Origin of the sequence: Pseudomonas siliginis (assembly GCF_019145195.1) — a bacterium.
Taxonomy (GTDB): Bacteria; Pseudomonadota; Gammaproteobacteria; order Pseudomonadales; family Pseudomonadaceae; genus Aquipseudomonas; species Aquipseudomonas siliginis.
This window is the reverse complement of record NZ_JAHSTW010000008.1, coordinates 125,505-140,500: the sequence shown is the minus strand read 5'-3', so window position 1 is coordinate 140,500 and position 14,996 is coordinate 125,505. Positions and strand designations below refer to the sequence as shown.

The window sequence follows — 14,996 nt, the reverse complement described above, 5'->3', positions numbered from 1 at the left end:
GATTCAGTGATGGCGGCTCGTTAGGGGGGCACGTCCTCATCACATTCTTTTTTCTGTAACGAAGTTCACTACCTCCGTACAATGTACCCGCCGATTAACCAAAGGGAGCAGGCCAGATTGGTACAGGGGAATATGGACAGAATGCGCGAGTTCTTGCTGGGTTTACCGCGCCGCCAGAAGCGATTGATTCAGGTGCTTACAGATGTTTTGCTCGTCTGGGTAGCCTTGTGGTTGGCGTTTATCGTCCGTCTGGGTATCGACGAGATGGTCAATCCGTTGAAAGTGCACTTGTGGTTGTTTGTCTGTGCTCCGCTCGTCGCCATTCCTCTATTCATAAGGTTCGGCATGTACCGGGCAGTGATGCGTTATTTCGGTAATGACGCGCTGGTGGTGATCATTAAAGCAGTCAGTCTGTCCTCGCTGATCCTGGCTTTGGTGGTCTATTGGTACAGTAATCACGAAGCCATCGTGCCGCGCTCGATCATCTTCAATTATTGGTGGCTCAGCCTTGTGATCATCGGCGGGCTTCGTCTCTGCATGCGCCAGTACTTCATGGGGGACTGGTTCACCGCCGCTCAGCACGTTCCTTTTGCCAATCGCGACGATGGTCTGACCAAAGTGGCGATCTACGGGGCGGGCGTAGCTGGCAATCAGCTTGTCGCTGCGTTGCGCATGGGAAGGGCGATGCGTCCCGTAGCCTTTATCGATGATGACTCAGGAATCTCGGACCGCTCAATCTCCGGTCTCCAAGTCTATAAACCCAAACATATTCAACAAATGATCGACGTCACCGGTGCGCAAGAAATTTTGCTGGCACTGCCGTCTTCGACCCGTGCTCGACGCAGGGAGATCCTCAATATGCTGGAGGGTTTTCCTTTGCACGTGCGCAGTGTTCCTAATTTTACCGACCTGGCCAGCGGTCGCGTGAAGGTCGATGACATTCAGGAAGTCGATATTGCGGACTTGCTCGGGCGGGACGCGGTCCCGGCGCAGCATGATTTGCTTGAGCGCTGCATTAAGGGCAAAACGGTGATGGTGACTGGGGCGGGGGGATCAATAGGTTCCGAGTTGTGCCGGCAGATCTTTTCACTGGGGCCAAAATCGCTTTTGCTGTTCGAGCACAGCGAATTTAACCTTTACAGCATTCTTTCCGAGTTGGAGCAGCGTGCGGATCGTGAGTCGGTATCGACAAAATTGCTGCCCATTCTCGGTTCGATTCGCCACCCGGAAAAAATACTGGATGTCATGAAGACCTGGAGCGTGGACACGGTCTACCACGCTGCCGCTTACAAGCATGTGCCGATGGTGGAGCACAACATTGCCGAAGGCGTGCTGAACAATGTGATGGGAACACTTAATACGGCTCAAGCCGCATTGCAGGCCGGTGTTTCGAACTTTGTGCTGATTTCGACCGACAAGGCTGTCCGGCCCACCAACGTGATGGGCAGCACCAAGCGTTTGGCCGAATTGATCCTTCAAGCCTTGAGTCACGAAATCGCCCCTGTCCTGTTTGGCGACAAGGCCAATGTTTCCCGGGTCAACAAAACCCGCTTCACCATGGTCCGTTTCGGCAACGTACTGGGCTCGTCCGGCTCGGTGATCCCGCTGTTTCACAGTCAAATTAAGTCCGGCGGTCCGCTGACGGTTACCCACCCGAAAATCACTCGCTACTTCATGACGATTCCGGAAGCTGCGCAACTGGTGATTCAGGCAGGATCCATGGGGCAGGGCGGTGATGTGTTCGTGCTGGACATGGGCGAACCGGTGAGAATCGTGGAACTGGCCGAGAAAATGATTCATCTGTCCGGTTTGAGTATTCGTTCCGAGCGCAACCCTCAGGGCGATATTTCCATCGAGTTCACAGGGTTGCGTCCCGGAGAGAAACTCTACGAGGAACTGCTGATCGGCGACAATGTTGCAGCCACGCCGCATCCGATGATCATGACCGCCAATGAGGATCATCTGCCATGGGATGTTCTGAAGTCACGTTTGGGTGAGCTGCTCGCGGCTGTCGACGTGGATGACTACTCCCGCGTCCGCCAGGTTCTGCGCGAAACGGTGAGCGGGTACACCCCTGATGGCGAAATCGTCGACTGGATCTACCAGCAACGCCGCCTCGAACCCTGATTATTTCACATCCTGTAACGCTCGCATTTTTGACTTCGCTCTATCATGACCTACGTTTGGAGAGCAGCTTGGGAAAAGCTGCTTTCTAAAACGATGATGGAGCGTCACTTATGCGTACCGGTTATTTCTACTCGCTGATTTTTGCTTTCCTCACCAGCGCCTCGATCGCTGCGATTGCTGCGCCTGTAGCGCCCACCGAGACAATAAAGGCGCCTTTGCTGATGGATGCGGCAGCGCCCTCGGCAAGCGCGAAGGTCGATCTCAACGGCGCGGATGCGGCGACGTTGCAGAAGGAGTTGGCGGGTGTGGGTGAGGCGAAGGCGCAGGCGATTGTTGCGTATCGGGATACAAACGGGCCGTTCGCGTCGGTGGATGAATTGCTGGAAGTGAAGGGGATTGGCAAGGCGATTCTGGATCGCAATCGTGAAAAGCTGGAAGTGAACTAAGCTGATAGTTCAACGCCGAGAGGCCGGTCATTGACCGGCCTTTTTATTGGATGCTGATCGGGTGGATGCCTGAACGCTGAAAATTACGAGTATCATATTGCGCCTTGATTATGCCTATAATAATTTCGCTCGGGACTGATTCAGCAGTCGAATCGCCGCACACCGCTACACGTCGAATTTTGAATTGATAAGGGGTAACCACGATATGAACCAACGTCGAGTCGTCGTCACGGGCATGGGCCTGGTTTCACCCTTGGGCAGTGATGTTGAAATTGTCTGGCAGCGTTTGCTGGCCGGTCGTTCCGGGTTGCGCAACTTGCCCGATGCGGTTGTGGCTGATCTGCCAACCCGGGTCGGCGGGAGTGTGCCGACGGTGGAGGAGGACGCGGAGGCCGGGTTTGATCCGGATCGTGCGACGCCGCCCAAAGAACAGAAGAAAATGGATCGCTTCATCATGTTTGCCATGGAAGCGGCGCGGCAGGCGCTGGAGCAGGCCGGCTGGCATCCGGCGGACGCTGAAAGCCAGGAGCGCACTGCAACAATCATCGGCTCGGGTGTCGGTGGTTTCGGTGCCATTGCCGATGCGGTGCGTACCACCGACAGCCGTGGCCCCCGGCGTTTGTCGCCGTTCACCATTCCATCGTTTCTGGTCAATCTCGCGGCGGGTCATGTGTCGATCCAGCATGGCCTCAAAGGGCCGTTGGGTGCTCCGGTTACCGCATGTGCTGCCGGGGTTCAGGCGATCGGCGATGCAGCGCGGTTGATCAGGGCGGGGGAGGCGGACATCGCAGTATGTGGCGGTGCTGAAGCTTCGATCGATCGCGTCAGTCTCGCCGGTTTCGCGGCGGCGCGGGCGCTGTCCAGCGGCTACAACGACACCCCGGAAAAAGCTTCGCGTCCCTTCGACAGTGGGCGCGATGGTTTCGTGATGGGCGAGGGCGCCGGTCTATTGGTCATCGAGTCGCTGGAACATGCGCTTGCACGCGGTGCGAAGCCGCTGGCCGAACTGGTCGGTTACGGCACCACCGCTGATGCATATCATCTTACCGCCGGGCCGGAAGACGGCAGCGGCGCTCGCCGGGCGATGCAATTGGCACTGGCTCAGGGCGGTGTGACGCCGGATCAGGTGCAACACCTCAACGCACATGCGACGTCGACGCCGGTCGGCGATCTCGGCGAGTTGGCGGCGATCAAGGCGGTGTTTGGCACGCAGAACCAGATCGCCGTGACTTCGACCAAATCCGCTACCGGTCATTTGCTCGGCGCGGCCGGCGGGCTGGAGGCGATTTTCACGCTGCTGGCGATTCGTGATCAGGTGGTGCCACCAACGCTCAACTTTGACAACCCGGATCCGGCGAGCGAAGGGGTGGACATCGTCCATGGTCAGGCGCGGTCGATGGCGATCAAATATGCCTTGTCCAACGGCTTCGGTTTTGGCGGGGTCAATGCGAGCGTGTTGTTCAAGCGCTGGGAGGGTTAATCGCTCGATTGCTTGAGATGTTCGCGGGTGACGTCGAGGATGCGCTGAGCAAAGTCGACATCCGCGACGCTGCGTGACAGCAGCAATGCGCCAGCCAGGGTCGCCATGATGACAATGCTGCGATCGGCGCTGTTCTCGCCTTCGAGCGTGCCTTGAATTTGTTCGAGGCGAGCATTGAGGACTTCGTCACTGGTGGGGCTTGGCTGGCCGCGCAGGCCCAGCTCCGAGGAAATGGTCAGCAGCGGGCAGCCTTCGTGGGGCGAGGTCTGATGCCACTCCGACAGGTAGGTGTCGATGAACACTTGCAGAGGGTTTTCCTGCGCGAAGATTTCTTCGCACAGGCCCGCGACTTGCTCGCCGGCCTCTTGCAGGGCTTTTTCGACCAGCTCTTCCTTGGATTTGAAGTGCGAGTAGAAACCGCCATGGGTCAAGCCCAGGGCTTTCATCAAAGGCTGCAGGCCGGTGCCGCCGATACCGTCCTTGCGAAATCGGGCGGAAGCCTCCTTGATGATGCGTTGATGGGTCTGGGCTTTGTGATCTGGCGAGTAACGCATGTGGAGCTCTCCGCGACGATGCTGCCATCTTAACCACGGAAGATTAAATGGTGACTGTACTTCTAAAATCTAAACAGCCTGCGGGTACGTCCGATTGTGTTGAAAAAACAAACCCCGCCATTGCGGCGGGGTTGGTATCAGCGGTCTTGTGCATCCTTGGCATCCGCTTCGGCATTGCGCTGTGCGACGCGCTTGCGTTCTTCATCGGTCAGTTCGACCTTGTTGGCGGTGTCGCGCAACATCATCAATCCGCCGACAATCGAGCCGATCGCAACGACCAGAATCAACCAGGCATACCAGGGCATAACGGCTCTCCTTAATGGCAGCTCGACGGGCGAGGACTTCGCCGTGCAATGCTGCATACCACCTTTGAGCGAAACGACTTCGCGGTGGTTCCATTCTAGGCCGCTTATGCCCGGCACACCCGAATCGTGTTACAGACCGGTCAACATCGCATCCGCCGGCGCATCGGCGCGCAGTTGTCCGGTGAGCATGAAGTAGCAGAACCCCACCGCCATGAATCCAAGGAAAATCAGCCCGATCAGCGTGTTGAACCACGCCATCGCCACCAGGCAAACCACCGCCAGCACCAGCGCGATCAGTGGAACCAGCGGATAGCACGGCGCGCGGAAAGTGCGCTCCAGATTCGGTTCCGATTTACGCAGTTTGAACAGGCTGAGCATGCTCATGATGTACATCACGATCGCGCCGAACACGGCCATGGTGATCATCGCTGCGGTGAGTGTCATACCGCCGAGGTTGATCAGGCCGTCGCTGTAGATCGCCGCGATGCCGATAAGCCCGCCAGCGATGATTGCGCGGTGCGGGGTCTGGAAGCGTGACAGTTTTGCCAGCGAAGCGGGCAGGTAACCGGCGCGGGCGAGGGCGAAGAATTGCCGCGAATAACCAAGGATGATGCCGTGGAAACTGGCGACCAGGCCGAACAAGCCGATCCACACCAGCATGTGCAGCCAGCCGGAGTTGTCACCGACCACGGTTTTCATCGCCTGCGGCAGTGGGTCGTTGATGTTGGACAAGGTGCGCCAGTCGCCGACGCCGCCCGCGAAGAACATCACGCCCATTGCCAGCAGCACCAGGGTCAGGATGCCGCTGATGTAGGCTTTTGGGATCGTGCGTTTCGGGTCCTTGGCTTCTTCCGCGGCCATGGCGGCGCCTTCGATGGCGAGAAAGAACCAGATCGCAAATGGAATCGCTGCGAACATCCCGGCAATCGCCGGCGCGCCGAAGACGTCGGAACCGGCCCAACCATTCAGTGCGAAGTTGCTGAAGCTGAACGCCGGCGCGACCACGCCCATGAACACCAGCAACTCAGCCACCGCCAGCACGCAGACGATCAGCTCGAAGGTCGCGGCCAGTTTCACTCCGAGAATGTTCAGGCCCATGAACACGATGTACGCCCCGACCGCCGCGTGTTTCGGGTCCAGTGCCGGGAATTGCACATTGAGATACGCGCCAATCGCCAAAGCAATCGCTGGCGGGGCGAAGACGAATTCGATCAGTGTGGCCAGTCCGGCGATCAATCCGCCTTTTTCGCCAAACGCGCGGCGGCTGTAGGCAAATGGCCCACCGGCATGGGGAATCGCGGTGGTCAGTTCGGTAAAGCTGAAGATGAAGCAGGTGTACATGGTCGCGACCATGAATGAGGTCACCAGAAAACCCAGCGTACCGGCCACGCCCCAGCCGTAACTCCAGCCGAAATATTCCCCGGAAATCACCAGCCCTACGGCAATGCCCCACAGGTGCAACGTGCCCAGCGTGGGTTTGAGTTGTGTGTTCATGCGCTTGCTCCCTGAAGGATTGGAAAGCTCGGGGGAGGGCGTGTGCAGTGGGCGTGCCATCACCGTGAAACAAGTCGTAATGAGTTCAAAGCTGTCGTATCGGGGATGTTCGCAGCTGGATGAGCGATTTTTGTGCGCCAGTTGGGAGCAGCGGAGTCTGTTATGCCGCCTTCGCGGGCAAGCCCGCTCCCACAGGGTTCTGCGTCGTCCGCTGAATTTGATTCCAGCGCATAACCTGTGGGAGTCGGGCTTGCCCGCGATGAGGTCCGACCTGACGCTGCAAAAACCTGCTGTAACGCCGGCATAAACCCACTCTTTACGCTTTCTTTATGACCCACGCCGGCCCTCGCTCTCGTTCCTTTACAGCCTCCTTCCCGACAATCGCTGCACACACGGCAATACGCCGTTACACGGAGATCTTCCATGAGCGTTCTGGACGGGGTGTCACTGCTGTTGGCAGTGGGGCTGTTCATTTATCTGTTGGTTGCGCTGTTGCGCGCGGACCGGAACTAGGAGCGGCTATGCACAGTTATGACTATTGGCTGATCCTCGGGTTTTTTGCGCTGGTCCTGCTGCCGGCGCCGTTCCTTGGGCGCTTCTATTACAAGGTGATGGAGGGCCAGCGCACCTGGCTGACGCCGATTCTCGGCCCGGTCGAGCGCGGTTGCTATCGTCTTGCCGGGGTCGATGCGCAGGCGGAGCAGAGCTGGCAGAAGTACACGCTGGCGCTGCTGGCGTTCAACCTTGCCGGTTTCCTGCTGCTGTTTACGATTCTGCTGTTCCAGGATCACCTGCCGCTGAACCCGCAAAATCTGCCCGGCCAGGAATGGACCCAGGCGTTCAATACCGCGGTCAGTTTCATGACCAACACCAACTGGCAGTCCTACAGCGGCGAAGCGACCCTCAGCTATCTGAGCCAGATGGTCGGTCTCACCGTGCAGAACTTTGTCAGCGCCGCCACCGGCCTCGCCGTGCTGGTCGCGCTGTGCCGTGGCATCGGCCGTAAGTCGGCGCAGACCCTCGGCAACTTCTGGGTCGACATGACCCGCGCCACCCTCTATGGCTTGCTGCCGCTGTGCCTGCTGCTGGCGCTGTATCTGGTCTGGCAGGGCGTACCGCAAACTTTCGCTCAGTATGTAAATGCCGTGACGCTGCAGGGTGTTGATCAGGTAATTCCGCTTGGCCCGGCGGCCAGCCAGATTGCGATCAAGCAGCTGGGCACCAACGGTGGCGGTTTCTTCGGGGTCAACTCGGCGCATCCGTTCGAGAACCCGACCGCGTGGAGCAACCTGTTCGAAGTCGCTTCGATCATCCTGATCCCGGTGGCGCTGGTGTTCACCTTCGGCCATTACGTCAAGGACCTGCGTCAGAGCCGCGCGATCATCGCCTGCATGCTGGCGTTATTCCTGATCGGTGGTGCGACATCGTTGTGGGCCGAGTATCAGCCGAATCCGACCCTGAACAATGCCGCCGTCGAGCAGACCGCGCCGCTGGAAGGCAAGGAAGCGCGCTTCGGTACTACCGCGACGGTGCTGTGGTCGGTGACTACCACGGCGGCGTCGAACGGCTCGGTGAACGGCATGCACGATAGCCTCAACCCGCTGAGCGGCATGGTCGCGCTGGTCAACATGATGGTCGGCGAAGTGATCTTCGGCGGTGTCGGCGCCGGGCTCTACGGCATGTTGCTCAACGTGCTGATCGCGGTGTTCCTCGCCGGTCTGATGATCGGTCGTACGCCGGAATACCTCGGCAAGAAACTCCAGGCCCGCGAAGTGCAATTGCTGGTGGTGACGCTGCTGGTGATGCCGGTCGGCGTGCTCGTGCTCGGCGCGATTGCCGCCACGGTTCCCAGCGCTGCGGCAACCATCAGCAACCCCGGCGCGCATGGTTTCAGTCAGTTGCTCTATGCCTACACCTCGGCAAGCGCCAACAACGGTTCGGCATTTGGTGGCCTGGGCGCGAACACGCCGTTCCACAACCTGATGCTCGGCCTGGGCATGTTGATCGGCCGCTTCGGCTACATCCTGCCGGTGCTGGCACTGGCCGGTAGCCTGGCGATGAAGAAAAGCGCACCGGTCGGCCAGAACAGCTTTCCGACTCACGGCCCGCTGTTCGTGACCCTGTTGACCGTGACCATTTTGCTGGTGGGCGGCCTGACGTTCTTGCCGACGCTGGCGCTCGGTCCTATCGCCGAACATTTAAGTATGGGCTTCTAAGGAATCCATCATGAATATGCCTGCAATCAAACCCGCCGCCGTCAAAGCGCCGGAACAAGCCAAAACCGCGATCTCGGCCCTGTGGCGTCCGGCGCTGGTGCAAGCCTTCGTCAAGCTCGACCCTCGGCAATTGGCGCGTTCGCCAGTGATGCTGGTGGTCGAACTGACGGCGATTTTCACCACCGTGCTGTGCTTCCTTCCGGACGCTGATGTGCCGACCTTCGTCGCCGCACAAATCGCTCTGTGGCTGTGGTTCACCGTGCTGTTCGCCAACTTCGCCGAGGCCCTGGCCGAAGGTCGTGGCAAGGCCCGCGCCGACAGCCTCAAGGCCGGCAGCGAAGGCCTCAGCGCCCGTTGCCGCCAAGCCGATGGCAGCTTCAAGATCGTGCCGGCTGCCAATCTGCGCAAGGGCGACGTGGTGCGAGTCGAAGCCGGGGAAATGATCCCCGGTGACGGCGAAGTCATCGAAGGCATCGCGGCGGTCAACGAAGCGGCGATTACCGGTGAATCGGCGCCGGTGATCCGCGAGTCCGGCGGCGACCGTTCCGCCGTCACCGGCAACACGCGGCTGGTGTCCGACTGGCTGCTGGTGAAGATCACCACCAACCCTGGTGAATCGACCCTCGACCGCATGATCGCCCTGGTCGAAGGCGCCAAGCGTCAGAAGACCCCGAACGAAGTCGCGCTGGATATCCTGCTGATCGGCCTGACCCTGATCTTTCTGCTGGTGGTCGTCACCCTGCAACCGTTCGCGCATTTCGCCAATGGCAGCCTGCCGCTGGTGTTCCTCGTGGCGTTATTGGTCACGCTGATCCCGACCACCATCGGCGGTCTGCTGTCGGCCATCGGTATCGCCGGGATGGATCGGCTGGTGCGCCTGAATGTGATCGCCAAGTCCGGTCGCGCGGTGGAAGCGGCGGGTGACGTGCACGTGCTGTTGCTCGACAAGACCGGCACCATCACCTTCGGCAACCGTCGTTGCAGCGCGGTGCATGCCGCGCCGGGTGTGACCGGCCGTGAGCTGGCCGAAGGCGCGCTGTTCGCCTCGCTGGCCGACGAAACCGCTGAGGGCAAATCGATCGTCGAGTTCCTCCGTGGCCTGCATCCGCAACCGGAGCCGGCCCCGGAAACTCTGACCGCCGTGCCGTTCAGCGCGGAAACCCGCTTGTCCGGCGTCGATTATCAGGGCCGCGTGTATCGCAAAGGTGCGGTGGATTCGCTGCTGGCGTTTCTCGGTCAGCAACGTAGCGATCTGGCCCCGGCGCTGGCGCGGGAAATCGACAAGATTGCGCAGAGTGGCGGCACGCCGTTGCTGGTCTGTGCAGACGGTAAGTTGCTTGGCGCGATCCATCTCAAGGACGTGGTCAAACCAGGCATCCGCGAGCGTTTCGCCGAGCTGCGCAAACTGGGGATTCGCACGGTGATGGTCACCGGCGACAACCCGCTGACCGCTGCTGCGATCGCCGCTGAAGCAGGCGTCGATGATGTGCTCGCCGAAGCCACGCCGGAGAAAAAACTCGCGCGGATCCGTCACGAGCAGAACGACGGTCGCCTGGTCGCCATGTGCGGCGACGGCGCCAACGACGCCCCGGCGCTGGCTCAGGCCGACGTCGGCATGGCCATGAACGATGGCACACAAGCAGCACGCGAAGCGGCGAACATGGTCGATCTCGATAGCGACCCGACCAAGCTGCTCGACGTGGTGCAGATCGGCAAGGAATTGCTGGTGACCCGTGGCGCGCTGACGACCTTTTCCATCGCCAACGACATCGCCAAATACTTCGCGATTCTGCCGGCGCTGTTCGCCTCGATTTACCCGCAGCTGGGCGTGCTGAACATCATGCATCTGAGCAGTCCGCAGAGCGCGATTCTCTCGGCCATCGTGTTCAACGCTTTGATCATCGTTGTGCTGATTCCACTGGCATTGCGCGGTGTGCGCGTGCAAGCAGCGAGTGCGGCGGCGTTGTTGCGGCGCAATCTGCTGATCTATGGCGTCGGCGGGATTGTCGTGCCGTTCGTGGGGATCAAGGTGATCGACATGCTGCTTACGGCGTTGCATCTGGTGTAACGCTTTCGCGAGCAGGCTCGCTCCCACCTGAAACTGCATTCCCCTGTGGGAGCGAGCCTGCTCGCGAAGAATGCGCCACTGCTTATCTGACTCAACACAGTACTGGTTTCTGAATCGAGGATTCTGCAATGTCCACAACCCTACGCCCGGCCCTGACCCTGTTAGCGCTGATGACCCTGATCACCGGCGTCGCCTATCCACTCGCGGTCACCGGCATTGCCCAGATCGCCTTCCCGGCTCAGGCCAACGGCAGCCTGATCCACGACGCCGACGGCAAAGTCCGCGGCTCGGCGCTGATCGCCCAGGATTTCAGCGGTGACAACTGGTTTCACCCGCGCCCCTCTGCCGGGGCTTTTGCCACGGTCGCCAGCGGCGCCAGCAACCTCGCGCCGAGCAATCCGGCCCTGGCGACCCGCGTAATCGAAGATGCGCAAAAACAACAAGTCGCTGGGCAGGGGCCGGTGCCATTGGCCTTGCTGACCACCTCCGCCAGCGGCCTCGATCCGCACTTGCCACCGGCGGCAATTGCCTATCAACTGGCGCGTGTCGCAGCAGCGCGTAACTTACCGGTGTCGACCGTGCAGCAATTGCTCGATAAGCACATCGAACAGCCGCTGGTGGGGCCGCCGGTGGTGAATGTGCTGGAGCTGAATCTGGCACTGCAAAACCTGTAATTCAGTTGATACCGATCGTTCCCACGCTCTGCGTGGGAATGCATCAATAGACGCTCTGCGTCTGCTTTTATGGGACGCAGAGCGTCCCGGGCTGCATTCCCACGCAGAGCGTGGGAACGATCATTCGTAAGAGAGAGCATCAAGCATGAGCGACTCCGGCCGCGCCGACGCATTGTTAGCAGACCTGCCCCGCGATGGCCGTGGCCGGCTCAAGGTTTTTCTCGGCGCCGCCCCCGGGGTCGGCAAGACCTACGCCATGCTCCAGGCCGCGCACACGCAACTGCGTCAGGGCGTAAAAGTCCTTGCCGGCGTGGTTGAAACTCATGGCCGCGCCGAAACCGAAGCCTTGCTCGGCGGCCTGCCGCAGCAGCCGTTGGTGCGCAGCGAATACCGTGGCGTGCTGCTTGAGGAAATGGACCTCGACGGCATTCTCGCGGCCAAACCGAAGCTTGTGCTGGTCGATGAACTGGCCCACAGCAACGCCCCCGGCAGTCGTCACGCCAAGCGCTGGCAAGACATTCAGGAACTGCTCGCCGCCGGCATCGACGTGTTCACCACGGTCAACGTCCAGCACCTGGAAAGCCTCAATGATCAGGTGCGCGGCATCACTGGCGTGCAGGTGCGCGAAACGCTGCCGGACTGGGTATTGCAGGAAGCCTTCGAGCTGCTGCTGATCGACTTGCCGCCGCGTGAATTGCTCGAGCGTCTGCGCGAAGGCAAGGTCTACGTGCCGGAACAGGCCCGCGCGGCCATCGACGCTTTTTTCACCCAGACCAATCTCACCGCACTGCGTGAACTGGCGATGCAGACCGCCGCCGCGCAGGTCGACAACGATCTCGCCCAAGGCTATCGCCAACTCGGGCAGGCCGCGCCGGCGGTACGCGGGCGTTTGTTGGTCGGCATCGATGGCGATGCGCAGGCCGAACGTCTGGTGCGTCACGCCAGCCGCGTCGCCCAGCGCCGGCATCTGCCGTGGAGTCTGGTGCATGTCGACAACGGCAGTGCGCGGGATGAGCAATCGCGGTTGCGTCTGCAAAGCGCCCAGCAACTGGCCGAACGCCTCGGTGGCGAAGTGGTGCTGTTGCGGGCTGGCGAAGTGGCGAAAACCCTGATTCAACACGCCGCCGAGCGCCGCGCCAGTCTGTTGCTGGTCGGCCAGTCGCGGCCGCGCTTGCGCCGTAGACTGTTCGGCGGTGGTCTGGCGGCGCGCCTGCTGCGTCAGGCGCATGGTCTGGAAATCAACGTGCTCGACAGTGATCACGAGCAGCACCAACCGCGCCCGCGTAATTCAGTCACGCTGGTGTGGTTCGACTACGCGCTGGCGCTGGTCGCGACGTTGTTGGCCACTGCCTTGGCCTGGGCGGTGTCGAGTGTGTTGCCGTTGCCGAACATCTCGCTGGTGTTTCTCGCGGCGGTGTTGCTGGTGGCGGTGCGCAGCAGCCTCGGCCCGGCGCTGGCCTGTGCGGCGCTGTCGTTTCTGACCTACGATTTTCTGTTTATCCCGCCGAATTTCTCTTTCAGCATTCAGCGCGAAGAAGACGTGCTGACGCTGCTGTTTTTCCTGTTGATGGCGGCGCTCACCGGCAACCTCGCGGCGCGTCAGCGGCGGCAGTTGCAGGCTTTGCGCGATACCCAGGAAGAGACCAGCGAACTGCTCGACCTGTCGCGCAAACTCACCGCCGCGACCGATCGCCAGGCGGTGATCAGCGCCGCCGCGCAACACCTCGAAGGCTGGAGCGATGTGCAATTGTGCCTGCTCAACCGCGACGGCCAGGGCGGCTGGAAAGTCGAAACCGGCGGGCCGCTGCAATTTACCGAGGCCGAACGCGCCGCCGCCGATTGGGCCTGGCAACACGATCAACCGGCGGGCAAGGGCACCGGTACCTTGCCGCTGGGGCGTTGGTGGTGGTGGCCGTTGTCGGTTGAGGACGGGCCGCTGGCGTTGCTTGGTGTTTGCGCCAAGGAAGGCCAGAGCTTGAGCGGTCAGCGCCGACGTTTGCTCACTGCGCTGAGCCAGCCGCTGGCGCAAGCCCTGGCCCGCGCGCAATTGGCCGATGACCTCGAAGCGGCGCGTCTGCACGGCGAAACCGAACAGTTACGCAGCGCCTTGCTGGCCTCGGTGTCCCACGATTTGCGCACGCCGCTGACGGCCATGCGCGGCAGCATCGACAGCCTGTTGGCCCTCGGCGAAGCGATTCCGCTGGAGGATCGCCGCGAGCTGCTCGAAGGCACCCGCGATGAGGCCGAACGCCTCGACCGCTACATTCAGAACCTGCTCGACATGACCCGCCTCGGCCACGGCGCCTTGAAGCTGGCGCGCGACTGGGTATCGCCGGCCGATATCGTCGGCAGTTCGCTCAATCGCCTGCGCGCCGTGCTGGCGCCGCTGCAGGTCAGCACCGAAGTGCCGGCCGAGTTGCCGTTGCTCTATGTGCACGCGGCGCTGATCGAGCAGGCGCTGGTCAATGTGCTGGAAAACGCCGCGCGCTTTTCCCCCAGCCACGGTCGCCTGCAACTGCGCGCCGGCGCCAATGAGCAGGAGATTTTCTTTGCGGTCAGCGATGAAGGCCCGGGGATTCCTGAAGAGGACCGAGCGAAGATTTTCGACATGTTCTACACCGCCGCGCGCGGTGATCGCGGCGGGCAGGGCACGGGGTTGGGGCTGGCGATCTGTCAGGGCATGGTCGGCGCCCACGGCGGGCGTATTTCCGTGGCTGACGGCATCGACGGGCGCGGCACCTGCATCACCTTGCACCTGCCGTTGCAGGCACAACCGGGGATGGACGGTGAAGCTTGAAGTCGACTGCGCTACTCTCTTGCCAATCTATTGTGTTGATGTGAATTCATGAGCCAGACCGCGACCATTTTGGTCATCGATGACGAACCGCAGATCCGCAAATTCCTGCGCATCAGCCTCGCCTCTCAAGGCTACAAAGTGCTTGAAGCCGGCACCGGCGCTGAAGGCCTGGCACAAGCCGCGCTGAGCAAACCGGACCTGGTGGTGCTCGACCTCGGCCTGCCGGACATGGACGGTCAGCAGGTCCTGCGCGAGTTGCGCGAGTGGGCGACCACGCCAGTGCTGGTGTTGTCTGTGCGCGCCAGTGAAGGGCAAAAGGTCGAAGCGCTGGATGGCGGCGCCAATGACTATGTGACCAAACCGTTCGGCATCCAGGAATTTCTCGCCCGGGTTCGCGCGTTGTTGCGCCAGGCACCGGCGGGGGAGGCGCAGCCAGCGGCGCTGAGTTTCGGCCCGTTGACCGTGGATCTGGCCTATCGGCGCGTGCTGCTCGACGGCGCCGAAGTCGCCCTGACCCGCAAGGAATACGCGGTGCTGGCGCAACTGGCGCGGCATCCGGGGCGGGTAATCACCCAGCAGCAGTTGCTCAAGGATATCTGGGGACCGACGCACACCGAGGACAGTCATTACCTGCGCATCGTGGTCGGGCATCTGCGGCAGAAACTGGCGGATGACCCGACCCGGCCACGGTTTATCGTGACTGAGGCGGGGGTGGGGTATCGGTTGTTGAATGCTGATGGGTTGTAGTTTTGTGTTGTATGGTCGGGCGCCATCGCGGGCAAGCCCGCTCCCACATTGAGCTATGTATCACCCAGATTTCATTTCCCCCGAGAAC

The 14,996-nt window shown here is 61.1% G+C and carries 12 protein-coding genes; 9 read left to right on the top strand and 3 right to left on the bottom strand.

The window, feature by feature from the left end; all coding sequences use genetic code 11:
• Positions 1-132 precede the first annotated feature (132 nt).
• The 3 genes from KVG87_RS17045 to fabF all read left to right on the top strand — a co-directional run bounded on the left by KVG87_RS17045 (position 133) and on the right by fabF (position 4,053).
• Complete coding sequence (locus tag KVG87_RS17045) at positions 133-2,127, top strand: polysaccharide biosynthesis protein (protein WP_217851713.1); 1,995 nt, start codon at positions 133-135, stop codon at positions 2,125-2,127.
• A 110-nt stretch (positions 2,128-2,237) separates the two neighbouring features.
• Positions 2,238-2,573 (top strand): ComEA family DNA-binding protein, encoded by a 336-nt coding sequence (locus KVG87_RS17040; RefSeq protein WP_122746666.1) that lies wholly within the window; start codon positions 2,238-2,240, stop codon positions 2,571-2,573.
• A gap of 205 nt (positions 2,574-2,778) precedes the next feature.
• A complete protein-coding gene (gene fabF, locus KVG87_RS17035; RefSeq protein WP_217851712.1) occupies positions 2,779-4,053 on the top strand; it encodes a beta-ketoacyl-ACP synthase II in 1,275 nt (424 codons plus the stop codon).
• Here fabF and KVG87_RS17030 read toward each other — a convergent pair.
• The 3 genes from KVG87_RS17030 to eat all read right to left on the bottom strand — a co-directional run bounded on the left by KVG87_RS17030 (position 4,050) and on the right by eat (position 6,406).
• On the bottom strand, positions 4,050-4,607 hold the full coding sequence (locus KVG87_RS17030) for a TetR/AcrR family transcriptional regulator (RefSeq protein WP_217851711.1): 558 nt from the start codon (positions 4,605-4,607) through the stop codon (positions 4,050-4,052). The genes fabF and KVG87_RS17030 overlap by 4 nt on opposite strands.
• A 137-nt stretch (positions 4,608-4,744) precedes the next feature.
• On the bottom strand, positions 4,745-4,912 hold the full coding sequence (locus KVG87_RS17025; protein WP_016770901.1) for a DUF2897 family protein: 168 nt from the start codon (positions 4,910-4,912) through the stop codon (positions 4,745-4,747).
• 129 nt (positions 4,913-5,041) lie between these two features.
• Positions 5,042-6,406, bottom strand: coding sequence for an ethanolamine permease (gene eat, locus KVG87_RS17020; RefSeq protein WP_016770900.1), 1,365 nt, complete (start codon positions 6,404-6,406; stop codon positions 5,042-5,044).
• A gap of 423 nt (positions 6,407-6,829) precedes the next feature.
• Here eat and kdpF point away from each other — a divergent pair, with 423 nt between their 5' ends.
• From kdpF to KVG87_RS16990, 6 genes are all read left to right on the top strand, one after another.
• Positions 6,830-6,919, top strand: coding sequence for a K(+)-transporting ATPase subunit F (gene kdpF / locus KVG87_RS17015; protein WP_007899818.1), 90 nt, complete (start codon positions 6,830-6,832; stop codon positions 6,917-6,919).
• Between the two features lie 8 nt (positions 6,920-6,927).
• Positions 6,928-8,622, top strand: coding sequence for a potassium-transporting ATPase subunit KdpA (gene kdpA, locus KVG87_RS17010; RefSeq protein WP_217851710.1), 1,695 nt, complete (start codon positions 6,928-6,930; stop codon positions 8,620-8,622).
• Between the two features lie 10 nt (positions 8,623-8,632).
• Positions 8,633-10,690 carry a potassium-transporting ATPase subunit KdpB gene (gene kdpB, locus KVG87_RS17005; RefSeq protein WP_217851709.1) on the top strand — a complete coding sequence of 686 codons (2,058 nt, stop codon included), beginning with the start codon at positions 8,633-8,635 and terminating at the stop codon, positions 10,688-10,690.
• 128 nt (positions 10,691-10,818) lie between these two features.
• Positions 10,819-11,364: a potassium-transporting ATPase subunit KdpC gene (kdpC, locus tag KVG87_RS17000; RefSeq protein WP_217851707.1), complete on the top strand. Its 546-nt coding sequence runs from the start codon at positions 10,819-10,821 to the stop codon at positions 11,362-11,364.
• A 145-nt stretch (positions 11,365-11,509) separates the two neighbouring features.
• Complete coding sequence (locus KVG87_RS16995; RefSeq protein WP_133339427.1) at positions 11,510-14,161, top strand: DUF4118 domain-containing protein; 2,652 nt, start codon at positions 11,510-11,512, stop codon at positions 14,159-14,161.
• A gap of 48 nt (positions 14,162-14,209) precedes the next feature.
• Positions 14,210-14,908: a response regulator gene (locus tag KVG87_RS16990; RefSeq protein WP_217851705.1), complete on the top strand. Its 699-nt coding sequence runs from the start codon at positions 14,210-14,212 to the stop codon at positions 14,906-14,908.
• Positions 14,909-14,996 lie beyond the last annotated feature (88 nt).